At 73.1% G+C, this 25,582-nt stretch carries 24 protein-coding genes; 8 read left to right on the plus strand and 16 right to left on the minus strand.

All coding sequences use genetic code 11. The annotated features are described in order from the left end of the window. Nucleotides 1–95 precede the first annotated feature (95 nt). From EDF38_RS05975 to EDF38_RS05995, 5 genes are all read left to right on the plus strand, one after another. The gene (locus EDF38_RS05975; RefSeq protein WP_123354409.1) at nucleotides 96–1,649 is read left to right on the plus strand and encodes an SDR family oxidoreductase; all 1,554 of its coding nucleotides are present in this window, start codon (nucleotides 96–98) and stop codon (nucleotides 1,647–1,649) included. Beyond that, on the plus strand, nucleotides 1,646–1,852 hold the full coding sequence (locus EDF38_RS05980) for a hypothetical protein (protein WP_123354410.1): 207 nt from the start codon (nucleotides 1,646–1,648) through the stop codon (nucleotides 1,850–1,852). The genes EDF38_RS05975 and EDF38_RS05980 overlap by 4 nt, the downstream gene beginning before the upstream one ends. 68 nt (nucleotides 1,853–1,920) lie before the next feature. After that, entirely contained in the window at nucleotides 1,921–2,505 is a 585-nt protein-coding gene (locus EDF38_RS05985; protein ID WP_123354411.1) for a GDSL-type esterase/lipase family protein, read from the plus strand. A 38-nt stretch (nucleotides 2,506–2,543) separates the two neighbouring features. Further along, on the plus strand, nucleotides 2,544–2,885 hold the full coding sequence (locus tag EDF38_RS05990; RefSeq protein WP_123354412.1) for a DUF6804 family protein: 342 nt from the start codon (nucleotides 2,544–2,546) through the stop codon (nucleotides 2,883–2,885). A 132-nt stretch (nucleotides 2,886–3,017) separates the two neighbouring features. Then, complete coding sequence (locus EDF38_RS05995) at nucleotides 3,018–4,649, plus strand: stealth conserved region 3 domain-containing protein (protein ID WP_123354413.1); 1,632 nt, start codon at nucleotides 3,018–3,020, stop codon at nucleotides 4,647–4,649. Nucleotides 4,650–4,749: 100 nt separating this feature from the next. On the opposite strand, the gene EDF38_RS06000 is transcribed toward EDF38_RS05995, so the two are convergent. Further along, the gene (locus EDF38_RS06000) at nucleotides 4,750–5,247 is read right to left on the minus strand and encodes an NUDIX domain-containing protein (RefSeq protein ID WP_123354414.1); all 498 of its coding nucleotides are present in this window, start codon (nucleotides 5,245–5,247) and stop codon (nucleotides 4,750–4,752) included. Nucleotides 5,248–5,314: 67 nt separating this feature from the next. Here EDF38_RS06000 and EDF38_RS06005 point away from each other — a divergent pair, with 67 nt between their 5' ends. Beyond that, a complete protein-coding gene (locus EDF38_RS06005; protein ID WP_123354415.1) occupies nucleotides 5,315–6,142 on the plus strand; it encodes an oxygenase MpaB family protein in 828 nt (275 codons plus the stop codon). A 155-nt stretch (nucleotides 6,143–6,297) separates the two neighbouring features. Here the strand turns inward: EDF38_RS06005 and EDF38_RS06010 are convergent, their stop codons facing one another. The 4 genes from EDF38_RS06010 to rplU form a co-directional block, all read right to left on the minus strand. Then, nucleotides 6,298–7,260, minus strand: a complete 963-nt coding sequence (locus EDF38_RS06010; RefSeq protein ID WP_123354416.1) for a phosphodiesterase — start codon at nucleotides 7,258–7,260, stop codon at nucleotides 6,298–6,300. 316 nt (nucleotides 7,261–7,576) lie between these two features. Next, the gene (locus EDF38_RS06015; protein ID WP_123354417.1) at nucleotides 7,577–8,752 is read right to left on the minus strand and encodes an alcohol dehydrogenase catalytic domain-containing protein; all 1,176 of its coding nucleotides are present in this window, start codon (nucleotides 8,750–8,752) and stop codon (nucleotides 7,577–7,579) included. Between the two features lie 233 nt (nucleotides 8,753–8,985). Then, entirely contained in the window at nucleotides 8,986–9,255 is a 270-nt protein-coding gene (gene rpmA, locus EDF38_RS06025) for a 50S ribosomal protein L27 (protein WP_123354419.1), read from the minus strand. Between the two features lie 15 nt (nucleotides 9,256–9,270). After that, on the minus strand, nucleotides 9,271–9,582 hold the full coding sequence (gene rplU, locus EDF38_RS06030; RefSeq protein ID WP_123354420.1) for a 50S ribosomal protein L21: 312 nt from the start codon (nucleotides 9,580–9,582) through the stop codon (nucleotides 9,271–9,273). 86 nt (nucleotides 9,583–9,668) lie between these two features. Between rplU and EDF38_RS06035 the strand changes: the two genes are divergently transcribed. Beyond that, nucleotides 9,669–10,352 carry a hypothetical protein gene (locus EDF38_RS06035; protein ID WP_123354421.1) on the plus strand — a complete coding sequence of 228 codons (684 nt, stop codon included), beginning with the start codon at nucleotides 9,669–9,671 and terminating at the stop codon, nucleotides 10,350–10,352. A 13-nt stretch (nucleotides 10,353–10,365) separates the two neighbouring features. On the opposite strand, the gene EDF38_RS06040 is transcribed toward EDF38_RS06035, so the two are convergent. The 6 genes from EDF38_RS06040 to EDF38_RS06065 form a co-directional block, all read right to left on the minus strand. Further along, complete coding sequence (locus EDF38_RS06040; RefSeq protein WP_123354422.1) at nucleotides 10,366–10,830, minus strand: DUF779 domain-containing protein; 465 nt, start codon at nucleotides 10,828–10,830, stop codon at nucleotides 10,366–10,368. Further along, nucleotides 10,830–12,371 (minus strand): aldehyde dehydrogenase family protein, encoded by a 1,542-nt coding sequence (locus EDF38_RS06045; protein WP_123354423.1) that lies wholly within the window; start codon nucleotides 12,369–12,371, stop codon nucleotides 10,830–10,832. Before EDF38_RS06045 ends, EDF38_RS06040 begins: the two co-directional genes overlap by 1 nt. 134 nt (nucleotides 12,372–12,505) lie before the next feature. Then, on the minus strand, nucleotides 12,506–13,810 hold the full coding sequence (locus EDF38_RS06050) for a GAF domain-containing protein (RefSeq protein ID WP_123354424.1): 1,305 nt from the start codon (nucleotides 13,808–13,810) through the stop codon (nucleotides 12,506–12,508). A 249-nt stretch (nucleotides 13,811–14,059) separates the two neighbouring features. Next, entirely contained in the window at nucleotides 14,060–14,395 is a 336-nt protein-coding gene (locus EDF38_RS06055) for a TraR/DksA family transcriptional regulator (RefSeq protein WP_233572276.1), read from the minus strand. After that, nucleotides 14,392–15,414, minus strand: a complete 1,023-nt coding sequence (locus EDF38_RS06060) for a glutathione S-transferase family protein (protein ID WP_123355060.1) — start codon at nucleotides 15,412–15,414, stop codon at nucleotides 14,392–14,394. The genes EDF38_RS06055 and EDF38_RS06060 overlap by 4 nt, the downstream gene beginning before the upstream one ends. A gap of 50 nt (nucleotides 15,415–15,464) precedes the next feature. Continuing rightward, nucleotides 15,465–18,995, minus strand: a complete 3,531-nt coding sequence (locus EDF38_RS06065) for a DNA polymerase III subunit alpha (RefSeq protein WP_123354425.1) — start codon at nucleotides 18,993–18,995, stop codon at nucleotides 15,465–15,467. Nucleotides 18,996–19,270: 275 nt separating this feature from the next. On the opposite strand from EDF38_RS06065, the gene EDF38_RS06070 reads away from it, so the two are divergent. Continuing rightward, the gene (locus tag EDF38_RS06070) at nucleotides 19,271–20,635 is read left to right on the plus strand and encodes a glucose-6-phosphate dehydrogenase (protein WP_123355061.1); all 1,365 of its coding nucleotides are present in this window, start codon (nucleotides 19,271–19,273) and stop codon (nucleotides 20,633–20,635) included. Between the two features lie 70 nt (nucleotides 20,636–20,705). On the opposite strand, the gene EDF38_RS06075 is transcribed toward EDF38_RS06070, so the two are convergent. The 5 genes from EDF38_RS06075 to EDF38_RS06095 form a co-directional block, all read right to left on the minus strand. Then, nucleotides 20,706–22,568 (minus strand): glycoside hydrolase family 15 protein, encoded by a 1,863-nt coding sequence (locus EDF38_RS06075; protein WP_370275616.1) that lies wholly within the window; start codon nucleotides 22,566–22,568, stop codon nucleotides 20,706–20,708. Next, the gene (gene pnuC, locus EDF38_RS06080; RefSeq protein WP_123354427.1) at nucleotides 22,565–23,254 is read right to left on the minus strand and encodes a nicotinamide riboside transporter PnuC; all 690 of its coding nucleotides are present in this window, start codon (nucleotides 23,252–23,254) and stop codon (nucleotides 22,565–22,567) included. The genes EDF38_RS06075 and pnuC overlap by 4 nt, the downstream gene beginning before the upstream one ends. Before the next feature lie 114 nt (nucleotides 23,255–23,368). After that, entirely contained in the window at nucleotides 23,369–23,695 is a 327-nt protein-coding gene (locus EDF38_RS06085; RefSeq protein WP_123354428.1) for a DUF6504 family protein, read from the minus strand. A 95-nt stretch (nucleotides 23,696–23,790) separates the two neighbouring features. Next, the gene (locus EDF38_RS06090; protein ID WP_123354429.1) at nucleotides 23,791–25,077 is read right to left on the minus strand and encodes a type II toxin-antitoxin system HipA family toxin; all 1,287 of its coding nucleotides are present in this window, start codon (nucleotides 25,075–25,077) and stop codon (nucleotides 23,791–23,793) included. Then, the gene (locus EDF38_RS06095; protein WP_123354430.1) at nucleotides 25,074–25,526 is read right to left on the minus strand and encodes a helix-turn-helix domain-containing protein; all 453 of its coding nucleotides are present in this window, start codon (nucleotides 25,524–25,526) and stop codon (nucleotides 25,074–25,076) included. The genes EDF38_RS06090 and EDF38_RS06095 overlap by 4 nt, the downstream gene beginning before the upstream one ends. Between the last annotated feature and the right edge of the window lie 56 nt (nucleotides 25,527–25,582).

Raw genomic sequence — 25,582 nt, forward strand, 5'->3', positions numbered from 1 at the left:
CTCGCCGGGCGGGGCCGAAGGGGCCACCCGGAGGCGCGGACCGGCTTCCCCCGCCGGCCCGGCACGGTCCGGGCGCCCGGGCGTAGCGTGGCGTGATGCCCACCGACGCACCTCCCAGCCCCACGCCCGAGAGCCACGCGAACGACGCCGCGGTCGCCGGCAAGCGCGTGCTCGTGACCGGGGCGACCGGCTACATCGGCGGCCGGCTGACGCCCCGCCTCGTCGCGGCCGGGGCCGACGTCCGCGTGCTGGTCCGCACGCCCGACAAGCTCGTCGACGTGCCCTGGGCGCCCGACGTCGACGTCGTGCAGGGCGACCTCACCGACCCCGACAGCGTCCGCCCCGCCATGGAGGGAGTGGACGTCGTCTACTACCTCGCCCACGCGATGGGCGGCCGCGGCGACTTCGAGGCGGCCGAGGCCACGGCGGCCCACACGGTGGCCGACGCCGCACGCGAGGCCGGGGTGGGCCGCATCGTGTACCTCGGCGGGCTGCACCCCGAGGGCGAGCTGTCGAAGCACCTCCGGTCGCGGAAGGACGTCGGCGACATCCTGCTCGCCAGCGGCGTGCCCACCACGGCGCTGCAGGCCGGCGTCGTCATCGGCTCCGGGTCGGCCTCGTTCGAGATGATCCGGCACCTCACCGACGTGCTGCCCTACATGCCGGCGCCGAAGTGGGTGCGCAACCGCATCCAGCCGATCGCCGTCCGCGACGTGCTGCACTACCTCCTCGGCTCGGCGGGGATGCCGGACGACGTCTCCCGCACCTTCGACATCGGCGGCCCCGACGTGCTGCGCTACGGCCAGATGATGAACGGCTACGCCCTCGAGGCGGGCCTCAAGCAGCGGCCGATCGCGTCGCTGCCGGTGTTCACGCCGTGGCTCGCCTCCCAGTGGGTCAACCTCGTCACGCCCGTGCCGCGCGCGCTGGCCGTGCCCATCATCGCCTCGCTGCAGTACGACTGCGTCGTGCACGAGAGCGACATCGACCGGTACGTGCCCGCTCCGCCCGAGGGGCTGCTCCGCTACCGGCAGGCGGTCCGCCTCGCCCTCCAGCGCGAGCAGGACGGCGAGGTCGAGACGAGCTGGCAGGACAGCTCGGTGTCGGGGGCGCCCAGCGACCTGCTGCCGAGCGACCCCGACTGGTCCGGCCACACCGTGTACACCGACGACCGGGAGACGGACTCGTCCGCGCCTCCGGCCGCACTCTGGACCGTCGTCGAGGGCATCGGCGGCGAGAACGGCTGGTACTCGTTCCCCCTCGCCTGGGCCGCCCGCGGCTGGATGGACCGGCTCGTCGGCGGGGTCGGCCTGCAGCGCGGCCGACGCAGCCGCAGCAGCCTCCGGGCCGGCGACGCCCTCGACTGGTGGCGCGTCGAGAAGATCGAGCGCGGCCACCTGCTGCGGCTGCGCGCCGAGATGAAGGTGCCGGGCGGCGCGTGGCTCGAGATGACGGTCACGCCGCGCGACGACGGCGGGTCGCACTACCGGCAGCGGGCCGTGTTCTTCCCGACCGGTCTCGGCGGGCGGCTGTACTGGATCGCGATCCTCCCCTTCCACGGGGTGATCTTCTCGGGCATGCTGCGGCGCATCACGGCGACCGCGGAGCGCGCGGCGGCGGGGGAGCGCACGGCGGGCGGTCCTGCGTGACGGCGACGCGCCTCCTCGTGGCCGTCTCGACGCCGTCCCCGCTCTACCCTGCCGAGGCCGGGGCCTCGTCGCCGGTGCCGCTCTGGCTGGGCGTCGTGCTCGTGGCGCTGGTCGTCTTCTCGTCCGTGGTGGTGCTGCTGCCTCCCGTGCGGCACGCCCTCGACCGGGTCTCGAGCCGCCGGCCCAGGCGCTTCCGCGACTGAGGCGGTAACGTCGCAGGCCAGGGCGCTCCCTCGGGAGGCGTCGATCACCACGCGACAAGGAGGCCACCATGGCGCACGGAGAGAAACTCGTCTTCGTCGGCGACAGCATCACGGAGGGCGGCGACTGGGCCGCCTGGTTCCCCGACGACGAGGTCGTGAACCTCGGGGTCGGCGGCGACACGACCGCCTCGCTCGCCGAGCGCCTCGACCAGGTCGTCGCGGCGCAGCCCGACTCGGTCGTGCTGTTGATCGGCGCGAACGACTTCGGCTCGCGGCGGTCGGTCGAGCAGGTCGTCCGCGGCGTCGAGTCGATCCTGGTGACGATGCGCCGCGAGCTGCCCGGCACCCGGCTGCTGCTGCAGTCGATCCTGCCCCGGGGCGCCGACTACGCGGCCCGCATCCAGGACGCCAACCGGCACCTGCGCCAGTTCTCGGCGACCGTGCGGGCCCAGTGGCTCGACCTCTGGCCGGCCCTCTCCGACGAGTCGGGCGACGCGATCCGGCCCGAGTTCAGCGACGACCAGCTGCACCTCACGCCCGCCGGCTACGACGCCTGGGTGGCCGAGCTGCGACCCGGGCTCGAGCGCCTGCGCGGCGAGCCGCCGATGAGCCGTCCGCTGACGGTCATCACCACCGCCTACGACATCGAGTAGCGACGCTCGGCCTCGTCCCGGGCCGGTAGGCTCGCCGGGTGCCGACGCCCACCGCCCCCGACTTCCTCCGCCCCGCGCTCGCGCCCGGCCTGCTCGGGGCCGTCGTGCTGACGGTGGGAGCGTTCCTGCTCGACTCGTCGCTGTTCACGATCGTGCGGTTCGCCGTCGCCATCCTCGCGCTCATCGTGCTCGTCTTCGCCTGGCGTGGACGCACCTGGTGGGCGCTGCCCCTCCTCGCGGCGATCGCCGTCTGCTGGAACCCCGTGTGGGTGCTTCCGCTCTCGGGGCAGCCCTGGGCCGCGATGCAGTTCGCGGCGGCCGTCGTCTTCGTGGCGGCGGGGGTGCTGATCAAGGTGCCCGCTCCGCGGGACGGCCGCTGACGGTTCTCTGCCGGCGGCCGTCGGTCCGGCGGCCGTCACGGCCCTGGCGGCGTCCGCGTCCGCGGACCGCTAAAATCGAAGCGCATGTGTGCGCAGGGCCTGCCCGAGGTCCGCACGGAAGGTAGAGCCTGAATGGTCACGGAGATCACCGGTACGACAGAGAGTCCTCTGCTGACCCCTCGTCCCCGACCCGGTGGTCTCGACCGTGACGACGTGGTCGTCCGCAAGGGGCAGTTCACGCTGCTCAACGGGCACCTGACGCCCCAGCAGTCGATGATCGAAGACCTGCTCTTCATCCGCCGTGTGCTCGACGAGGCCCAGATCCCCTTCCTGCTCGTGCGGGGCAACGACGTCCGGCCGGTCATCGCCGTCGACGTCGTGCACCGCGACGCCTTCATCGCCGCGATGATCGCCGCCTCTGGCACCGAGCCGTTCTACGCCAAGGCCGGCAAGGGCGACGCCGTCCTCGTCGCCGAGGGCGGGCTCGAGTCGGTCGACGACATGGCCTTCAAGGTCTACCGGCCGCGCGTCGAGCCGATCGGCCGCCTCCGCTACGGCGCCGGCACGGCCGTCCAGGTCGAGTTCTGGGTGCTCACCGACGACGAGGTGCTCGTGCCGGTCGAGAACGCGCTCATGCGCACCGAGCTGCCCCGCGAGGAGGCCGTCGAGACGACGGTCGAGCGCTACGGGCTCGAGTGGCCGACCCTCGAGCACATGTTCGACGACCACGCCACCGACATCACCTTCGAGATCGACATCGTCTTCTCGTGGGTCGACGGCAACTCCGTCGAGTACCAGCGCGCGCGTGCGGCCCAGGCGAAGCGCCACGTGGTGGGCGAGGGCGACGACAGCGTCGCGCGCTTCCGACAGATCGACGAGCTGAAGTACGCGCTCCGCAGCGTGTACATGTTCGCGCCCTGGGTGCGGACGATCTACATCGCCACCGACTCGCCGGTGCCCGAGTGGCTCGGCGAGCACCCGCGCGTGCGGGTCGTGCGCAGCGAGGAGTTCTTCTCCGACCAGTCGTTCCTGCCGACCCACAACTCGCAGGCCGTCGAGTCGCAGCTGCACCACATCGAGGGGCTCAGCGAGCACTTCCTCTACTCGAACGACGACATGTTCTTCGGCCGGCCGGTGGCGCCGTCGATGTTCTTCTCGCCCGGCTCGGTGACGAAGTTCATCGAGGCCGACACCCGCATCGGGCTCGGGCTCAACAACCCCGAGCGCAGCGGGTTCGAGAACGCCGCGCGCGTCAACCGCCGACTGCTGCAGCAGCGCTTCGGCCGGGTCACCACGCGCCACCTCGAGCACACCGCCGCCCCGCTCCGCCGCAGCGTGCTGTTCGAGCTGGAGCACGAGTTCGCCGACGAGTTCACCGCGACCGCCGCCAGCCCCTTCCGCGCGAAGGAGAACATCTCGGTCACGAACTCGCTGTACCACTACTACTCGCTGATGACCGGTCGCGCGATCGTCCAGGAGAACGCCAAGGTGAGCTACGTCGACACGACGATGGCGTCGGGCCTCGCCTCGCTCTCCGACCTGCTCAAGAAGCGCTCGTTCGACTTCTTCTGCCTCAACGACGGCAGCTTCCCCGAGGTCTCCGACGAGGAGCGCACGACGACCGTCACCGAGTTCCTCGAGCGCTACTACCCGTTCGCCGCCCCGTGGGAGAAGGACGAGATCGACCGTCTGGCCCGCGAGTCGGCCGAGCAAGACCGACGGGCGCTCCGCGCCGGGGGCACGCAGGGGTCGCTCGAGAGCTGACGTCGGGGCACGAGGCGGAGGACTCGGGGAGGCGCGGTGTGCGCCTTCCCGTCCCCGCGCCTCCCCGTCGGGGTGCGTCGTCTCTCGGGGCGGACGCTCGTCAGGCGCGCGGCGCACGCCGCGCGACGCCGGCGGCCGTGAACTCGGCCGAGGGGTCGTCGCCGAGGGCGGCGGCGACCCGCGACAGCATGTCGGCGGACATCGGCGGCAGCGCGTCGCGGGCGAACCAGCGGGCCTCGGTGTTCTCGCCGTCGGCCGGGGAGGGGTCGCCCGAGACCCAGTGCATCGCGAAGGTGTGGTCGACGTAGCTCGCCCGGTCGCCGTTGGCGTACTCGATCTCGGGGGTGACGCCGAGGCACGCGAAGCGGACGGGCTCGACGACGACGTCGGCCTCCTCGAGGCACTCCCGCACGGCGGCGTCGGCGGGGTGCTCGCCGGGGTCGACAATGCCGGTGACCGGGGTCCAGGCGCCCGTGTCGGCGCGGCGCACCAGCAACAGCTCGTCGCCGCGGACGACGACCGCCGTCACGCCGGTCAGCCAGAGCGGCGCGTGGCCGATCTTCTCTCGGAGGGACAGGACGAAGTCGGGGACGGCCATGGGGTCGAGCCTAGTCAGGCGGGCTGGCGGCGCGGGGGAGCGGGGTGGTGCGCCGTAGGCTGCTCTCATGCATGGTGACGGGGTCCGGTGGGGGCGGGACGTCCGCACGATCTCGGACATGGCGGGGGAGTCGCTGCTGCTCGGCGGCGGCGGCCGGGCGATCCTGCTGCAGCTCGCCGATCCCGGCGTGGGCCACGGAGTGGCCGAGCACAGCGACTTCGTCGAGCGCCCGCTGGCGCGGCTGCACGGCACCATGACCTATCTCTACGCGATCGTCTTCGGATCGGCGGACGAGGTCGCCTTCGTGCGCGACCTCGTCGACCGGGCGCACGGGCCGGTGCGGAGCGCGGCGGGGGCGCCCGTCTCGTACGACGCCGTCGACCCCGAGCTGCAGCTGTGGGTCGCCGCGACGCTCTACGACTCGGCCATCGACCTCTACGAGCGGGTCCACGGCGCGCTGTCGCCCGCGGCGGCCGAGCGGGTCTACCGCGAGTACGCGCTCGTCGGCACGGCCCTGCAGATGCCGGAGTCGCTCTGGCCGGTCGACCGCGCCGCGTTCAGTGCTTATTGGCGGGCACGGGTCGACGGGCTCGTCGTCGACGACGTGACGCGAGACGTGGCACACCAGCTGCTCCACCCGACGAACGTGCCGTGGGCGCTGCGGGCGGCGATGCCGCTCGCGCGGCTCGTCACGGCGGGGCTGCTGCCCGCGTCGGTGCGCGACGCCTTCCGGCTGCCCTGGTCGCCCACGCGTCGGCGGGTGTTCGACGGCGTGATCGCCGTGTGCCGGGCCGTCGTTCCCCGGTTGCCGGGTCGCGTGCGGCACGTGCTGCGCGACGCCTACCTGCGGCGCCTGCGCGCCTACATGGCGCGCTCCGCCGCGTCCCGCGCCTGACGCCGCCCGCGGCCTGCCTGGCCCCGCCCGGCATCGTCTGCCCGTGTCACGGTCGACAACTCCTGCGGAGGTCCGAGAACGGACTCGGAACGGCGCGGACGTCGCACGTCGGCAGGAGTCGCCGACCGGCGGCGGGGCCGCCGGGCAGCACCGGGTCAGAGCGTGTCGATCGGCCCCGTCAGGGCGAGGTCGCGCTCGATGACCGGCACCGGCGCGGTGTCGGTGCGGCGGTGACGCGGAGCCGCGGGGGCGATGCGGACGCCGGCCAGCGCGAGGCGCTCGGCGGTCCGCTCGGGCGACACGTACTCGCCGACGGGAGCGTACGAGCCGATCGGCACGACCGAGTGCACGACGGTGTCGTCGTAGACGTGCACGAGGTTGTACGACTGCGCGCCGTCGCGACCACGGGTGCCGGGCACGTTGAGGTCCTGCGTGTAGCAGGTGGCCGACGCGACCGAGACGGGCACGCCCGCGAACATCGCCATGGTCGAGTAATGGAGGTGGCCCGCGATGATGCCGCGCACGTCGCTGCCCTCGACGACCTCGGCCAGCGAGGCCTGGTCGCGCAGCTCGACGAGCGTGCTGAGGTCTTGCACGCTCGGCACGGGCGGGTGGTGCAGGGCGAGGATCGTGCCGTCGGGCGCGTCCGTCGCGAGCTCCTCGGCGAGCCAGTCGAGCTGGTCGCTCGTCAGCTCGCCGTGGTGGCTGCCCGGCACCGTCGTGTCGAGCGTGATGACCCGCAGCCCGTTCACGTCGTAGACGAGGTCGACCGGCCGGTCGGAGGGCAGCTGCCCGAAGAGCTCCGAGCGGAAGGCCCCGCGCTCGTCGTGGTTGCCCATCGCCCAGATGACCTGCGCGCCGAGGCGGGCGGCGGCCGGCTCGAGCAGCGCTCGGAGCTTGCGGTACGCCTCCGGCTCGCCCTTGTCGGCCAGGTCGCCCGTGAGGACGATCGCCTCCGGCCGGGCACCCGACGCCTCGATGTCGGCGATGATCTCGGCCAGGCGGGCCGCGCTGTCGACGGCGCCGTAGAGGTCTCGGTCACCTCCGACGAGGTGGGTGTCGCTGAGGTGGAGCAGGAAGTGGTTCGGCCTGGGGTGTTCGGCCGTCCGGAGTTCCATCGTCTTCTCGATCCGTGTCGACGACGCGGGCCTCGGGGGTGGGGCCCACGCTGGTTGTTCGTCACCAGTCCATCATTCGTTGGGTATGAGGACGGTGAACGCCCGTGCGTGTCCCGGTGAACATCGGGTGACCGCAGCCACGTCGCCGCCGCCGGGCCTCGACGATCCTGCCAGCCGCCACGCGGGCACGCCAGGGGCTCGGGCCCGATGACCCGCGAAGACGGGGTCGGGAGCGCACCGGGTGCGCACGTGGGTGCGCACGCGACGAGGACCCGACCGCGGGAGGCGCGGACCGGGTCCTCGAGGACGCCTGCGGCTACGGCTTCAGCACCACCTTGATGCAGCCGTCCTCCTTGTTCTTGAAGAGCTCGTACATCTCCGGCGCGCGGTCGAGGGGCACCGGGTGGGTGGTGAGGTCCTCGGTGCCGAGCGGGTCGGACGGGTCCTCGACGAGGGGGAGCAGGGTCTCGATCCACTCGTGGACGTTGCACTGGCCCATCGTGATGGTGATCTGCTTGTCGAAGAGCGTGAGGAAGGGCGTGGGGTCGGCCGTGCCGCCGTAGACGCCGCTCAGCGAGACGGTGCCGCCGCGGCGGACGATCTCGAACGCGAGGTGCATGGCGCTCAACGAGTCGACGGCCGCCTTCTGCATGAGGGCCTGGCCGACCTTGTCGGGCAGCGCCGCGGCGAACTTCTGCACGAGGCTGACGCCGCCGTGGTCGTGGGCCTCCATGCCGACGGCGTCGACGACGGAGTCGGGGCCGCGGTCGTCGGTCATGCCCTTGACGACGTCGGCGACGTCCTTCGTGAGGTCGAGCACCTCGACGCCGTGGCGCTCGGCCATGGCGCGGCGCTCGGGGACGGGGTCGACGCCGATGACGCGGTAGCCCTTGTGCACGCCGATGCGGGCGGCGAACTGGCCGACGGGGCCGAGCCCGAGCACGACGAGGGTGCCGCCGTCGGGCACGTGGGCGTACTCGACGCCCTGCCACGCGGTGGGGAGGATGTCGCTGAGGAAGAGGTAGCGCTCGTCGGGCAGCGACTTGCCGACCACGATGAGGTTGGCGTCGGCGCGCTGGATGTGCAGCTGCTCGGCCTGGCCGCCGGGCACCTGGCCGTAGAGCTTCGTGTAGCCGTAGAGGGTCGCGCCCGAGCCGTACTCGGTGACCTGGGTGGTCTCGCACTGCGAGAAGAGGCCGCGGTCGCACATGAAGCAGGCCCGGCAGGCGATGACGAAGGGGACGACGACGCGGTCGCCGACGCTGACGCGGCTGACCGCGTCGCCGACGGCGGTGACGACGCCCATGGTCTCGTGCCCGAGCACGTCGCCCTTGTCGAGGTAGGGGTCGAAGACGTCGTACAGGTGCAGGTCGCTGCCGCAGATCGCGGCGGACGTGACCTTGATGACGGCGTCGGTGGGCTCGATGATCCGTGGGTCGGGCACCTCGGTGACGGCGACGTCGGCGATGGACTGGTAAGTGAGTGCCTTCATCCGTCCCTCGTACGCGCCGGCCCTGGCAGCGACGGGCGAGGACGGGGTACAGCGGACGGGGATCGGGTACGCAGTCGGTGGAGGGGCGGGACCGGGTGCGGGCCGACGACCCCGACGACGCCGACCCCGTCCCCGACGCCGCCGACACCGTCCCCGACGACGCCGGGGACGACGAAGGCGGCCGCCCCGAGGGGCGACCGCCTGGGTCTGCTGCCGCGACGCGGCGGCCGGTGCTACGCGTCGACCGCGACCGCGGTGGCGACGATGTTGACGACCTTGCGGCCGCCCTTGGTGCCGAACTCGACGGCGCCGGGGGCGAGGGCGAACAGCGTGTCGTCGCCGCCTCGGCCGACGTTTGCGCCGGGGTGGAAGTGGGTGCCGCGCTGGCGGACGAGGATCTCGCCGGCGAGGACGACCTGGCCGCCGAAGCGCTTCACGCCGAGGCGCTGAGCGTTCGAGTCACGACCGTTGCGGGTGGACGATGCGCCCTTCTTGTGTGCCATGTCTGCTCAGCTCCCTTACTTGGTGGTGATCGAGGTGATCTTGACGCGGGTGAGGTCGGCGCGGAAGCCCATGCGACGCTTGTACCCGGTCTTGTTCTTGTAGTTCTGGATGACGATCTTCGGGCCGCGGAGGTCGCCGAGGACCTCGCCCTCGACGGTGACCTTCGCGAGGTCGTCGCCGGAGAGGATCGTGTCGCCGTCGACGTGCAGGACGGGGACGAACGAGACGGTGTCGGTCGCCGAGGCCTTGAGGCGGTCGACGGTCAGGATCGTCCCGACCTCGACCTTCTCCTGACGGCCGCCGGCACGCACGATTGCGAAAGCCATGGGTACTCCAAAGTGTGGGGGTGTGACGTCCGGACTGCCGGACGACGTCGTGGTGCCCGGTGGGCAACTTGGATAGTCTTTCACAAATGTCACGCCCGATCAAACTTCGTCGCCCTCCGCAGTTCACCGCCGAGATCGTCGCCGACGCACGCGAGCGGCTCCGCGACCTGCTCGACGACCTCGAGTCGATCACCGGCGAGCACGCCGACGACGCGGAGGTGTGGGGCTCCGCCGTCACCACCGCCGGGTGGGAGATCGCGAGCCTCGGCCAGTGGCTGGGGCTCGAGGGCGAGGCGGTGCTGCTGCTGGGGGGCGCCTCCTACCCGGAGATCGCCGAGCACCAGGGCACCAGCGCGTCCGCCGTCTACGGACGGGTGGGTCGCTCGTTGACGCTCGCGCCCTACGCGCACGCCTCCGGGGCCGACGGTGCCGTGACGCGCGTGTCGGCCGAGGGCCTCGACCAGGCCAGGGCCGAGTACGCCGAGGAGGCGCGGAGCGGCCCCGAGGGAGCACCCGCCCCCGAGGGCGGCGGCGACCAGGTCGGCGAGTCCCTCGTCGAGCGGCTGCCCGAGGTGCTGCGCGGCGGGCGGCTCCGGACGACGGAGATCGTCGCGGCGCTGCCCGGCTACCGCCGCAGCAGCGTGCTGTCGACGCTGAGCGTGCTCGCCCGGCAGGGCCGCGTCGTGCGGGTCGGGCACGGCGTGTACGCCCTGCCCGACCCTGACCCCGTCGCCGACCCCGACCGCGACGCCGGCCCCGGCGCGCGGTAGGGGTCGGCGGCCTCTACGCCCCCGTCGGCGCGGCGAGTCCGAAGGCCTCCAGCTCGTCGTCGACGAGCAGCCGCGACCGGATGAGGAAGCGCTTGCCCTCCGGCGACTCCACCGAGAAGCCCGCGCCGCGGCCGGGCACGACGTCGATCGTGAGGTGCGTCCACTTCCAGTACTCGAACTGGCTGCGCGACATGTAGACCTCGATCGGGTCGATCCCGTCGACGTGCAGGTCGCCGAGGTGGACGTCGACGGCGCCCACCCGGAAGAACCCGACGGGGTAGCACATCGGCGACGACCCGTCGCAGCAGCCGCCCGACTGGTGGAACATCAGCGGTCCGTGCTGGGCCGTGAGGACCACGAGGAAGGCGGCGGCCTCCGGGGTGACGTCGACCCGGGACGGCGCGGCGACCGCCTCGGGGGCGCGGGCGGGCGGGGCTCCGCCGACCCGCGCCTCCTCGGCTGCTGTCTCGTGCGGCATCAGAAGAAGCCCATCGGGCCGTCCGCGTAGCTGACGAGGAGGTTCTTCGTCTGCTGGTAGTGGTCGAGCATCATCTTGTGGTTCTCGCGTCCGATGCCGGACTGCTTGTAGCCGCCGAACGCCGCTCCCGCGGGGTACTGGTGGTAGGTGTTCGACCACACTCGGCCCGCCTGGATGTCACGGCCGGCGCGGTAGAGCTGGGTGCCGTTGCGGCTCCAGACCCCGGCGCCGAGGCCGTAGAGGGTGTCGTTGGCGATCTTGATGGCGTCGTCGTAGTCGGAGAAGCTCGTGAGGCTGAGCACCGGGCCGAAGATCTCCTCCTGGAAGATGCGCATCGAGTTCTTGCCCTCGAACACGGTGGGCTGGACGTAGTAGCCGCCGCTGAGGTCGCCCCCGAGGTCGGCCCGCTCGCCGCCGAGGAGGAGCGTCGCGCCCTCCTGCTTGCCGATGTCCATGTAGCTGAGGATCTTCTCGAGCTGGTCGTTCGACGCCTGGGCGCCGATCATCGTGTCCATCGAGAGCGGGTCGCCCTGCTTCACGGCCCGCACGCGGTCGAGGCCGTCGGCGGTGAACTGGTCGTAGATCGACTGCTGCACGAGCGCGCGGGACGGGCACGTGCAGACCTCGCCCGAGTTGAGGTTGAAGAAGGAGAAGCCCTCGAGCGCCTTGTCGTAGAACGCGTCGCGCTCGTCGGCGACGTCGGCGAAGAACACGTTCGGGCTCTTGCCGCCGAGCTCGAGCGTGACGGGGATCAGGTTCTCGCTCGCCATCTGCATGATGAGGCGGCCCGTGGTCGTCTCGCCGGTGAACGCGATCTTGCGGATGTTCGGGTGGCTCGCCAGGGGAGCGCCGGCCTCGACGCCGAAGCCGTTGACGATGTTGAGCACGCCCGCCGGCAGCAGGTGCTTGATCAGGCCCATGAAGACGTGGATCGACGCCGGGGTCTGCTCCGCCGGCTTCAGCACGACGCAGTTGCCGGCGGCGAGGGCGGGTGCGAGCTTCCAGACCGCCATGAGCAGCGGGAAGTTCCAGGGGATGATCTGGCCGACCACGCCCAGCGGCTCGTGGAAGTGGTACGCGACGGTGTCGCCGTCGATCTCGCCGGTCGAGCCCTCCTGGGCGCGGATGGCGCCCGCGAAGTACCGGAAGTGGTCGATGGCCAGCGGCACGTCGGCCGCCATCGACTCGCGGATCGGCTTGCCGTTGTCCCAGGTCTCGGCGACGGCGAGCATCTCGAGATTCGCCTCCATCACGTCGGCGATCTTGTTGAGGATGATCGCGCGCTCGGTGATGGTCGTCCGCTTCCAGGAGTCGAAGGCGCGCCACGCGGCCTCGACGGCCCGGTCGACGTCCTTCGCATCGCCCCGGGCGACCTCGGTGAACGGCTTGCCGTTCACGGGGCTCGGGTTCTCGAAGTACCGCCCGCTCGCGGGGGCGACGTACTCGCCGCCGATGAAGTGGTCGTAGCGGGCCTCGAACTGCACGGCGGCCCCGGGCTGGCCGGGCTGCGCGTAGGTGCTCGGGGGAGTGGTGACGGTCATCGTTCGTCCCTTTCGACGTCGTTGTCGGCGGGGCCCTGCGGGTGGCGGGGACCCGGGCGGCCCGGGGGACCGGGTCGTGCCCGTCACGGTACGGGGCGGGAGGTTGCGGCGTGTTGCGCGGGCGCCGGCGACGGTCAGGCCGGTCGTGCGCCGGCGACGAGTCCGGCCCGCCGGGGCGAGTGCGGCGGCAGCAGGCGCAGCAGGTCGTGGCGGGCGAGGTCGTCGTCGGCGCCCTGCTCCGACGCCACCCACTCGAGCAGCGCGTCGACCGATCCGGAGGCGCGGACGGACTCCCCGAGCCGCTCGCGGAGGTCGTCGCGCAGGTCCACCACGCCCGGGGCCCGGGACGAGGGCAGCACCGGCCCGCGCGCCCGCCTCAGGGCCGACCGGTGCGCACCCCGGTCGAGCTGCTCCACCACGGCGCCGACGTCCGTCGTCGGCGCCTCGGCGAAGCGGTACGGCCGCGACAGCGGCGCGAGGGCGGGGTCGACGGCCTCGAGCACGTGTCGCAGCCGCACCATCTCGGCGCGGAGGGTCGTCGACGACGCCTCCGGCCAGACGGCGGCGCCGAGCTCCGCGGCGGTCCAGCCGGCGGCACGCGACGCCAGGAGCAGCGCGATCTCGGAGTGCCGGGCGCTCAGCACCGTCGTGCCCCGGCTCGTGTGCAGCAGGGCCTCGTCCCGGCCGAGCACGTCGAGGCGGGGGCGGGTCACGACGACCGGCCGCCGGACGGACGCGGCGTCGGCCGGCGCCGCGGGGCCCCGGGCCGACGACGACGGACGGCGGGAGGCGCGGGCCGGACCGGAGCGGGAGGCGAGGCTCCTCGAGAGGGCGAGCTGCGCCTCCATGGCGGCCACCGTCGCGCGCAGCAGCGGCAGGGTCTGGTCGCCCGCGGCCCGGTCGTCGCCCGTGATGTCGACGACTCCGATGACCCGGCCGTCGGCGGGGTCGTGCACGGGGACGGCGGTGCAGCTCCACTCCTGCACGAGGTGGTTGAAGTGCTCCGCCCCGCGGATCTGCACGCCGCGGTCGAGCGCCAGGGCGGTGCCGGGCGCCGAGGTGCCGACCCGGGCCTCGGACCAGCCGGCGCCCGCGACGAAGAGCATCGACTCGGCGCGGCGCCGGGCCTCGTGGTCGCCCTCGACCCAGAGGAGGCGGCCGAGCTCGTCGCCGACCGCGACGAGGAGGCCGCTGCCCTCGGCGTCGTCGACGAGGAGCTTCCGCACGACGGGCAGCAGGAGGGCGAGGGGATGCTCGCGGCGCCACGACTCGAGGTCGTCCTCGGGCAGCTCGAGCCGCGGGAGGCCGTCGGGGTCGAGTCGGCGGCTCAGCGAGCGCTGCCAGGACTCGGCGACGAGGCGGCGGCGGGCGGCCTGCACGTCGGCGGCGCCGCGGGGGGCGCGAGCGGTGCGGGAGGGGACGACGGGTCGTGGGTCCATCGAGCGCCTTCCGTCGTCGGGTGGTCGACGACGAGCGGCGCGCCGGCGTCGTCGCCGTGGTGCGTGCTCAGCGTACGACGTGAGGCAGCCTCGGGGAAGCGCCGTGGCCTGCCCCGTCGTCATCGTCGTCGGTGTCGGCAACTCCGGCGGAGGTGCGACGGGAGGCCGCGTCGGCGCCCCCTGTCGCACGAGAGCAGGAGTTGCCGACCGGGCCGGGCCGGGAGGCGAGGCTCGGGCGTCGTGCGCCGGTCAGGTCGCGCAGTCGATGCAGAGCCGGGCGGTGGGTCGGGCCTCGAGCCGGGCGTCGCCGATGCGGGCGGCGCAGCGCTCGCAGCGGCCGAACGTGCCGTCGGCGAGGCGGCCGAGCGCGGAGGTGGCGTCGGCGGCCCGCTCGAGGGCCGACCGGCGGACGGCGTCGAGCTGCGACCGCTCGTAGGCGATCGTCGACCCCTCGGGGTCGTGCTCGTCGTCGACGTTGGCGCCCTCGCGCGCGGCGGCGACGGCCTCCATGTCGCCGAGGAGGCGCTCGGCGAGGACCAGGGCCTCGTCGCGGGTGCGGCGGAGGCGGTCGCCGGGGTCGATCACGCGACGAGCGGCGGCACCCGCTCGCCCTCGGGCGGCGCCGCCGGGGGAGTGCCGTCGCCGAACGGGCGGCCGCCGAGGCGCTCGCGGCCGTGCTCGGTCAGCCAGCCCGACGGGTCGGGCCCGGCCGGCACGATGCCCGTCGGGTTGATGTCGCTGTGCACGACGTAGTAGTGCGCCTTGATCTGGTCGAAGTCGATCGTGTCGCCGAACCCGGGCGTCTGGAACAGGTCGCGGGCGTAGGCCCAGAGCACCGGCATCTCGCTGAGTTTCGAGCGGTTGCACTTGAAGTGCCCGTGGTAGACGGCGTCGAAGCGGGCGAGCGTCGTGAAGAGGCGGATGTCGGCCTCGGTGATCGTGTCGCCGACGAGGAAGCGCTGGTCGGCGAGGCGCTCCGACAGCTGGTCGAGCCGGTCGAAGAGCGTGCGGTAGGCCCGCTCGTAGCTCTTCTGCGACCCCGCGAACCCGGCACGGTAGACGCCGTTGTTGACGTCGCGGAAGACGACGGCGTTCACCTCGTCGATCTCGGCGCGCAGGTGCTCGGGGTAGAGGTCGGGCGCGCCGTCGCGGTGGTGCTCGGTCCACTCGGTGGCGAAGTCGAGGGTGATCTGCGGGAAGTCGTTCGTGACGACCTTGCCGGTCGGCACGTCGACGATCGCCGGCACGGTGATGCCGCGGGCGTAGTCGGGCGTGCGGGCGAAGAACGCCTCCTGCAGCCGCTCGATGCCGAGCACCGGGTCGCGGCCGTCGGGGTCGAGGTCGAAGGTCCAGCTGCGAGCGTCGTGGGTGGGGCCGGGGAGGCCGAGCGAGATGGCGTCCTCGAGGCCGAGCAGGCGGCGCGAGATGACGGTGCGGTTCGCCCACGGGCAGGCCCGGGCGGCGACGAGGCGGTACCGTCCGGCCTCGACCGGCCAGCCGTCGACGGCGTCGCGCGTGATGCGGTCCTCGATGTAGTTCGTGTCGCGGGTGTACTCCTGGCCGGGCTCGACGTACGTGCCCTTCGCCTGCTGCTCGTCGCTCATGCCCGCCACCCTACGCAGACGCGTCCGTGAGCCGGTCGCCGCGGGCCGGCTCACGCCGACGCGTCCGAGAGGTCGGGCAGCTCGCGCCCCGCCTCGCCGGACCCCGCCGCGGCGCGGTTCGCCTGCCAGTCGCGCCACATCGCCTTGAGGTCCCACGCGGCCTCCGCCTCGAGCGAGATGCCGCGCTCGCCGGTGCGCCGCGTGCGCCCCTGGATCAGCAGCAGCTTCGTGCCGAACAGCAACGGCCCCGACCGCGCCTGCGCCTCCTCGAAGAAGGTCGCGTCGGCGCAGCCGGTGCCGTCGTCGACGCTGATGAAGACGACCCGCTTCCCGCTGCGCATCGGCGGGGTCTGCGTGGCGATGCGGATGCCGGCGACGAGCACGGTCGTGCCGTTCCAGTGGTCGCGGAGGTCGGCCGCCCGCGTCACGCCGAGGTCGTCGAGCATCGGCCGGTAGCTCTCGACGACGTGCTCGCTGACCTCCATCGACAGGATGTCGAGCTCGTCGCTGACCCGGTCGCGCAGGCTCACGTCGGGCGTGCCGACGGGCACCTCGGACGAGTCGTCGACCGTGAAGTCGAGCTGGTTCTGGACGTCGGAGGCGCGGGGCCGGGAGGTGCGCTGCGTCAGCGACCGCACCCGGGCCAGCACGTCGCCGCGGGTGCGGCCCGGCCCCGCGAGCGAGTCGAGCGCCCCCACCTGCGCGAGCCGCTCGACGAGTCGCCGCGACGGCGTCGCCCGCTGCCAGAAGTCGGTGATCGAGTCGTAGGGACGGTTGACGACGATGCGCGCGAGCTCGGAGTCGGTGATCCCGTGGACGTCGGTGAGCGAGAGGCGGATGCCGAGGTCGCCCGGCCGGGTCGGCGCGACGGGGGTCGCCGGCGCGCGCACCCGCTCGACGCGGTAGACGTCGGTGGACGCGTTGACGTCGAGCGGCAGCACGGGCACCCCCATGCGCCGCGCCTCCGTCAGCAGCAGCCGCTTCGGGTACATGCCCGGGTCGTGGGTGAGCACCCCGGCGAGGAACTCCGCCGGGTAGTGCGTCTTCAGCCAGGCAGTCTGGTAGGTGGGCAGGGCGAACGCCGCACCGTGCGCCTTGCAGAAGCCGAACGAGCCGAACCCCTTGAGGACCGCCCAGATCTTGTCGACCTGCGCGTCGGTGAAGCGCCTCCGGCCCTGGGGGTCGACGTTGCCGCGGGTGCGCCGCCGGAACTCGAGCTCGAGCGCGTCGTCGTCGCCCTTGCCCATGTGGCGGCGGATCTCGTCGGCCTCGGCGAGCGTCACCTCCATCGTGGCGGCGAGGATGCGCAGCACGTGCTCGTGGTAGATGACGACGCCGTAGCTGTCGTCGAGGAACGACGCGAAGCTCGGGTGCAGGTAGTCGGGCCGCTGGAAGCCGTGCTTCGTGTCGAGGAAGGGGGCGACCATGTTGCCCTTCATGGGCCCGGGGCGGAAGAGCGAGATGTCGGCGATGAGGTCGCTGTAGCGGTCGGGCTGCATCTTGCCGATCAGCTCGCGCTGCCCCGGGCTCTCGATCTGGAACATGCCGAGGGTGTGCGTGGTGCGGATCGCGGCGAACGTCGGCTCGTCGTCGTGGGGGATCTCGTCGAGCTCGAGACGACCCTCGCGGTTCACGTAGGGCACGTCGACCGGCAGGCCCCCCGCGACCGCGGCGCGCGAGCCGTTGACCCGCTCGATCTCGTCGAGGGCGTAGGCCATCGAGCTCTGCATGCGGACCCCCAGCACGTCGAGCTTCAGCAGGCCGGCGTCGTTCATGTCGTGCTTGTCGAACTGGCTCATCGGCAGGCCCATGCCGCTCGGCTGCACGGGGGTGGTGCTGAGCAGGTCGGAGTCGCCGAGGATCACCCCGCACGGGTGCATCGAGATGTGCCGCGGCAGCCGGTCGAGCCGCTCGGTGAGGTCGACGAGGAGGTCGATCTGCCCGTTCTGGCGCGCGAGGTCGGCGATGGCGCGGAGCTCGGGCTTCTCGGCCATGGCGGTGCGGAGGTCGCGGGCGTTGGAGCGCCACACGTTGTTCGCCACGAGGTCGATCTGCTCGTCGTCGAGGCCGAGCGCCTGCCCGGCGTCGCGGACGGCGCCCCGGCCCCGGTAGGTCGACTGCATCGACATGAGGGTGACGCGGTTGCTGCCGTAGCGGTCGAAGATCGCCCGGTAGATCTCGTGCCGCCGGGCGGACTCGACGTCGATGTCGATGTCGGGCAGCGTCTCGCGCTTGTTGCCGAGGAACCGCTCGAAGAGCAGGTCGTGCTCGACGGGGTCGACGTTCGAGATGCGCAGCAGGTAGGTGACGAGGCTGCCCGCGCCCGAGCCGCGCGCGGCGTTCCGCACCCGCATGTCGCGCATGAGCGCCGACACGTCGGCCACGGTGAGGAAGTAGCTCGCGAAGCCGAAGCCCGTGATGATGCCGAGCTCGTAGCGCATGCGGTCCTCCACGGTGCGGCGGAGGGCCTGGTCGGCGTGGCCGAACCGCTCGGTGACCCCGGCCTCCGCCCGGCGGAAGAGCACCTGGTCGGGGTCGCCGTCGACCCCGATCGCGCTGAGCTCGGGCACCTTGGCCCGTCGCCAGCGCAGGTCGGCGTCGGGGTCGAGGCGGCACCGGTCGGCGAGCCGCTCGGTCGCCGCGAGCATCTCCTCCGCGGCGCGGCGCGACAGCGACGAGGCGTCGGCGACCAGGTGCGCGAGGGCGCGCATCTCGTCTCCGTCTTTCAGGTAGGCCTGCGCGTTCGGCTGCGGGGTGAAGGCCCCGAGCGGCGCGAGGTGCCCGGCCGAGTCGAGCACGTCGGCCGTGACGGCGCCGTCGGGGTCGAGGTAGCGCACCGCGTTCGTCAGCACCGCCGGCACCCCGGCGTGCTCGGCCAGCTCGAGCATGCGTGCCGCGTGCCGCACGCTGCGGCTCTCGCCCGGCTCGGTCAGCTGGCAGACGACCTCGACGACGACCCCGCCCGGCAGCTCGCGGGCCCAGTCGGCCAACGACGCGGCGGCGGCCGCGTGGCGGCCCTCGCGCACCAGGCGGCCCACGTCGGAGTCGGGGCCGAGCAGCACGGTGGCCGACGCCCCCTCGTCGCCCCGGAGGAACGCCCGGAGGCGCGACCGACCGATCGTGGCGGTGCTGTTCGCGCTCCCGCTCACCCGTCTCGTCGCCCGGCCGTGCGCGGCGCTGATGAGCCGGCAGAGCGCCGCCCACCCCGCCCCGGCCTGCCCGTCGCCGGCGCCGTGGGCGAGCACGACGACGCGGTCGACGGGGGGAACGGAGGCGCGGGCTCCGGCGCCTGCCGCACCCGCGCCTCCCGCACGGCCCTCGTCAGCGCCCCCGGCACGGACCCCGCCCTCGCCGCCGTCGGCCCGGTCGTCGGCGCAGCCCAGCTCGACCCCGACGATCGGGTCGATGCCGGCCGCCCGGCAGGCGCCGACGTGGCGGATCGCGCCGTACAGCCCGTCGCGGTCGGTGATCGCGAGGGCGTCGGCCCCCTCGCCCGCGGCTCGATTCACCAGGTCGACGGGCTGCGTCGTGCCGTAGTGGGCGCTGAACGCCGAGGCCACGTGCAGGTGGGTGAAACGCATGGTCGTGCTCCGTGTCGGACCCCCCGGCCGGGTCGGTTCGAACGTGTGTTCGACCAGTGTACGTGCTCGTCGGCGCGCTGCGTCGTCCGCGGGCGGCGAACCTGACGCCGCGGACGGCCCCGGCGCAGTACCGTGGACGAGGCACCGTGGCCGAGACGCTCGCCCGTGCCCCCGTGACGTCGGCCCCCACCGGCCGGAGCGCGCCCGACGTCGACTCCGCAGCCTCCCCCCACCGACCCGGTGACGGTCCCCGCCGCCCTCACGAAAGCCGCACAGTGACAGAAACGACCACCCTCATCATCCTCGGAGCCTCGGGCGACCTCACCGAGCGCCTCCTGCTGCCCGGCCTCGCCAGCCTGCTGAAGAGCGACCGCGGCGTCGACGTCCAGCTCATCGGCACCGGCCGCAGCGAGCGCACCCCCGACGAGTGGGCCGACGTCGTGGCCACGGCGTTCAACGGCGACGCCGGCAGCGACCTCGCCAAGAAGACCATCGCCTCCAGCCGGTACCTGCAGGGCGACCCCACCACGGTCGAGCACCTGAAGGCCCTCTTCGAGGCCTCCGAGGGCACCCCGGTCATGTACTTCGCCCTGCCCCCGGCGATCAGCACCAAGGTGATCCAGGCGCTCGCCGAGATCGACCTGCCCGACGGCCTCCGCCTCGCCCTCGAGAAGCCCTTCGGCTCCGACGAGGAGAGCGCCCGCGAGCTCAACGCCGAGCTGCTGAAGATCGTCCCGGAGGAGCGCATCCACCGCACCGACCACTTCCTCGGCCGCGCCACCGTGCTCAACATGATCGGCCTGCGCTTCGCCAACCGCCTCTTCGAGCCGGTGTGGAACAGCGAGAACATCGAGAAGGTCGAGATCTTCTACGACGAGGTGCTCGGCCTCGAGGGCCGCGCGCAGTACTACGACAAGGCCGGCGCCCTCATCGACATGATCCAGAGCCACCTGCTGCAGGTGCTCGCCGTCATCGCGATGGACGCCCCCTCGAGCATCGACTCGGTCGAGCTCCGCAGCGAGATCGCCCGCGTCCTCCGCGCCACCTGGGTCAAGGGCGGCGACCCCGTCGCCTCCAGCCGCCGCGCGCAGTACACGGCCGGCACCATCGAGGGCAAGGAGATCCCCTCGTACTCCGACGAGGAGGGCGTCGACGCCGAGCGCCAGACAGAGACCCTCGCCGAGGTCGAGTTCGAGGTCAAGACCCGTCGCTGGGCCGGCGTGCCGTTCATCCTGCGCTCCGGCAAGGGCATGACGAAGATCCGCAAGGAGGTGCTCATCACCTTCAAGCCCGTCCCCGCGCTGCCCGAGGGCCTCAACGGCTCGTCGAGCCCCGACACGCTCCGCATCGAGATCAGCCCCGAGACGATGGAGCTCGGCGTGACGACGAACGGCCAGGGCAACCCCTTCGACCTCGAGAAGTCGACCTTCCAGGTCACCCTGGGCAAGCCCGAGCTGACCCCCTACGGCGAGGTGCTCAGCGGCATCTTCCACGACGACCCCACGCTGTCGATCCGCGGCGACGTGGCCGAGCGCTGCTGGGCGATCGTCGCGCCGGTGCTCGAGGCCTGGCACGACGACCGCGTGCCGCTCGACACCTACGCCGCCGGCTCGACCGGCCCGTCGGACTGGCCCGCCTGATCCCGCGTCGCCCGTGACCGACGGAGGCCGTCCCGCTCGTGCGGGGCGGCCTCCGTCGCGTCCGCGACGGTCAGGACGCGGAGGCGCGGGCCGGCTCCGCCTCGCGGCTCGCCTCCCGGGCCCCCGAGATCGCGTCCGCGGCGCGCACCAGCGCGAGGTGCGACAGCGCCTGGGGGGTGTTGCCGACGTGACGGCCGGTGGCGACCTCGACCTCCTCGGAGAGCATGCCGACGTCGTTCGCGTACCCGACGAGGCGGTCCATGAGGGCTGTCGCGTCGTCGAGGCGGCCGGACCGCGCGTACTGCTCCACGAGCCAGAACGAGCAGGTGAGGAAGGGGTTCTCGCCGCCGGCGAGCCCGTCGACGCCCGACTCGGTGCGGTAGCGCAGCAGCAGGCCGTCGTGCAGCAGGTCGTGCTCGATGGCCGCGACGGTGCCGGTCATCCGCGGGTCGTCCGGGGCGACGAAGCCGACCTGCGCCATCTGGAGCAGCGACGCGTCGACCTCGGTCGAGCCGTAGTGCTGGGTGTACGTGCCCCGCGTCGGGTCCCAGCCCTCGCGCTCGATCTCGGCCCGCACCTCGTCGCGCAGCCGGCGCCAGCGCTCGACGGGACCCTCGAGGCCGAACTGCTCGACGCCGGCGACGGCGCGGTCGAGCGCGGCCCACACCATGACGCGGGAGTGCGTGAAGTGCTGCAGCTCGCCGCGGATCTCCCAGATGCCGTTGTCGGGGCGGTCCCAGTTGTCTTCGACGTACTGCATCAGCGCCCGCTGGAGGGGCCACGAGTACTCGCTCTCGGCGACTCCGAGCAGCCGGGCCTCGTGCAGCGCGACCATCACCTCGCCGAAGACGTCGCCCTGGTACTGCGTGAAGGCCGCGTTGCCCACCCGCACGGGCGAGGCGCCCTCGTAGCCGGGCAGCTCGGCGACCTCTCTCTCGAGCAGGAGGCGCTCGCCGGCCAGGCCGTACATGATCTGCACGTCGGCGGGGTCGCCCGCGATGGCGCGCAGCAGCCAGCCGCGCCACTGCTCGGCCTCCTCGGCGAAGCCGTGCAGGATCAGCGCCTGCAGCGTCATCGACGCGTCGCGGAGCCACACGTAGCGGTAGTCCCAGTTGCGCGACCCGCCGAGCTGCTCGGGCAGGCTCGTCGTGGCCGCGGCCACGATGCCGCCCGTGTCCTCGTTGGTCAGGGCCCGCAGGATCAGCAGCGAGCGTCGCACCTCGGCCGACCAGGCGCCCGTGACCTCGCACCGGCTGGCCCAGTCCTGCCACCACGCCGTCGTCTGGGCGAGGCGCTCGTCGACGTCGATCGGGGTCGGGGGCTCGCGGTGCGACGGGTACCACGTGAGGGTCATGTCGACGGTCTCGCCGGCGGCGACGTCGAACCGGGCGGCGTGGGTGTGGTCGGCCGCGGTGAGGTGCGGTCCGCGGACGACGACGGCGTCGGGCCCGGCCGTCGCGACCAGGGCGACGTCGTCGCCGTCGGGCAGTTGGCGCACCCAGGGCAGGGCGGTGGAGTAGCCGAAGCGGATGCGGAGGTCCTCGTGCAGGGTCACGGTGCCCTCGACGCCCGTGACGCGGCGGACCAGGTCGGCCCGGCGGTCGCCGATCGGCATGAGGTCGGTGACCTCGACGACTCCCGTCGACGTCGTCCATCGGGTGACGAGCACGAACGTGTCGTCGAGGTAGCGGCGCGTCGAGGTCGCCTCGGCGTCGACGGGGGCGACCAGCCAGCGGCCGTGGTCGCGGTCGCCGAGCAGGGCGCCGAACATCGAGGCGGAGTCGAAGCGCGGGAAGCAGAGCCAGTCGACGCTGCCGTCCGTGCCGACGAGGCACCCCGTGTGCAGGTCGCCGACCAGGGCGTAGTTCTCGAGGGGGAGGGGCATGCGGTCATCCTGCCAGCGCCGCCCGTGCGCGTGCCCCGCGAGGCTCAGGGGCGCTGGAGCGTCGGGTCCGGCCACCGGGTCTCGACGAGCGGCTTCCGACGACGGGCGCGGGCCCAGACGAAGAAGCCGACCAGGGTGAAGGCGCCGTAGAAGACGTACATGAGGCCGGAGGCGTAGTAGCCGGCGCTGAACAGCAACGGCGTGCCCACGAGGTCGACGGCGACCCAGATCAGCCAGAACTCGACCCAGCCCTTGGCCATGCCGTAGGTGGCGAGCAGCGAGCCCGTGAAGATCCAGGCGTCGGCCCACACGGGCTCGTACGAACCGAGTGCGCGGAAGACCGGCGTGAGGACCGCGGTGCCCCCGACGAGGGCGACGACGAGGAAGACGCGGGCCCTCGCGCCGGCCCAGCGCGGCTCGACGGCCGATCCGGCGTCGCCCCCGCGGGCCTGCCGCCAGCGGTGCCAGCCGTAGACCGAGACGACGATGAACATGACCTGGCGGCCCGCCTGGCCGAGCAGGTTGACCGGGTTCGGGGTCTGGAAGACCGCCCCGAGGAAGACCGTGAAGAGGAGCGCGTTGCCGACGATGCCCACCGGCCACGCCCAGACCTTGCGGCGCATCCCGCCGAGGGCGCTGAGCAGGCCGAAGACGTTGCCGACGATCTCGCGCCAGAGGACGGTCTGGTCGCCGATGACCAGCTGGGCGTCGAAGAGCCATCGGATGGCGGTCATGCGGGCGTTCCTCCTGGGTCGGGCGGACGCCACGCGGCGTCGCGGATCGGCGGGAGGCATCCACCGGTCGTCCGAACGAGTGTGGCACCTCGGGCATTCCCGATCGGTCGCGGCTCAGGCGAAGAGCTGCTGCTCGACCCGGTCGTCGAACACCCCGAGCAGCAGCCAGGTGTCGCCCGCGGGGTCGAGCGCGAGGTCGAAGGTGCCGTCGACCCGGTGCGCGCCGTCGGTGAGCGGCAAGGCGTCGACCCGCCAGACGGGCATCTCGACGAGCCCCTCGCCGGCGCCCCGCGGCGCGCGCTGCGCCGACCGCCACCACTCGCGCCGGGTCATCCACCGCTCGGGCGAGCTCACCACGCCGTAGACGACGCCGCGCCAGACGAAGCGCAGGGGCGCCCCGCCTTCGGTCGTCTCGACCGGCACTTGTTCGTCGACCCTCATCGTGCCTCCTCCACTCGTTCGAAAGTGTGTTCGAACAGAGTGTAGGCAGAGCCCCCGACATCGCGCCGTCCGGGCGCCGGCCGACCCGCGCCGGGTCACCAGCGGGGCAGGTCGTCCTCGACGTGGCGGGCGACGTCGTCCGGCACCCCGGCCTCGTCGGCGTGCCCGCGCCAGCCCTCGACGGCCTCGCGCACCTCGTCGACGACGGCGGCCGCCCCCGGCACGAGGAAGCGGTCGGCGAGGCGCATGACGTCGTCGCGCCGCACGTCGTGGAAGACCCCGTCGACCCCCATCAGGTGCTGGTAGGTCCACCGTCCCTCGGGGTTGTGGGCGTAGGTCAGGTCGTACGCCGGGGCGAGCTCCCACGACGCCCCCGGGGAGCGCAGCAGGAACGAGGCGTTCTTCGTGTGGTCGTCGTTGTTGGCGGCCAGCACGTTGAACACCATGCGGCGGAAGGCCTCCGCGCGGGCCTCCGGCCCGAGCCCGAGACGGTCGACCGTCTCGAGCAGCTGGCCGTAGTCGTGCGCCTGGCGCTGCCGGTAGTCGAGGTGGGCCGTGCCGCAGAGCGTCGTCGTGTGCACCTTGCCGCCCCCGGCGGGCCGGTCGAAGCGGCGCGTCATGAAGTGGGCCCGGCCGCCCTCCTCGAGGAGGCGGCACTCGCTGATCTCGACGCCCGCCGCCCGGGCCATCAGCGAGTAGGCGTACTCCACGCGGCCCGTCGCCGACCCCGAGCCGAGCTCGCGGTCGCCGCCCAGCCCGTCGAGCTTCAGCAGCCAGTGCTCGAACCCCTCGGGCGCGTCGAGCTGGCCCGAGCGCACCTCGCCCGTGCCGGGGTGCCACGCGACGACCGCCTTGGCGCGGGCGCCGCCGGCCGACGTGCCCACCTGGATGAGCGAGCGGATGGCCGACTCGGTCTCGCGGTCGTCCGAGAAGCTCGCGTCGAGCACGCTGCGGGCGCCCTCGACGAGCGCGCTCAGCTCGACGGCGCTCGTGGTCCGCTGCCGGGGGCCGCGCGAGGGGCGGAACTCGAGCGCCCCCATCGCGCGGTCGGCCATGTACGCGAGCCGGTCGAGCGGGGTCGCCGACGCGCGCCGGACGCCCTGGCGCGCCAGCCACGCGTCGATGACGGCGTTGCCGAAGTCGTCGGGCAGCGAGTCGGCGAGGACGGCGGGCAGGCCGTGGAAGGTCTCGCGCGGCAGCTGCGGGAAGACGTGCCGCCGGGTGCGGATCGGCATCGTCAGGGGGGCCAGCTCGACGCCGCGCTCGACCCAGTCGGGGTGGTACTCGAAGACGTGGGCGCCGACGCCCGGGTCGTACGCGACGGCTCCGACGCGCAGGCCCCACGCGCTGACCTCGACCGCCCGGACCGGCACCCAGCTCATCGCGGCCCGGCGCCCTGGCCGTCGTCGGTGACCGGCCCGGGGCCTGGACCGTCGCCGTCGCCCGCGCCCGGACGTCGGGGCCCGCCGCGCTGCGAGGCGTCCCGCACGCCCCGGGCCGTGCGCGAGCCGCGGGCGCGGTAGACGCGCCGCCGCGGCGACGTCGCCGTCGCCCGGAAGAGGTCGAGGGGGCTGACGGTGCTGGTCGGCGTGATCGTGTCGAGCGCGGCCTCGGCGCCCAGCGCCCTGAGGACGCGCACGAGGGTGCGGAGGGTGCTGCCGCGCCCGTTCTCGAGCGACTGCAGCGTGCTGGTCGAGACGTCGGCCAGCCGGGCCAGCGAGATCTGGTCGAGCCCCTCGTCGAGGCGGCGCGCGCGGACCTGCTCGCCGATGCGAGCCTCCCACTCGACGGTGGAGCGTCGGGCCGCGTCGCCGTTCTGCGGATCAGTCATGATCCTCCGATACCTGATCTTCCCGTCATCATAGCGTCGTCAGGCCCCTGTACGGG

The organism is Frigoribacterium sp. PhB160 (assembly GCF_003751785.1).
In the GTDB taxonomy this organism is placed as follows: Bacteria; Actinomycetota; Actinomycetes; order Actinomycetales; family Microbacteriaceae; genus Frigoribacterium.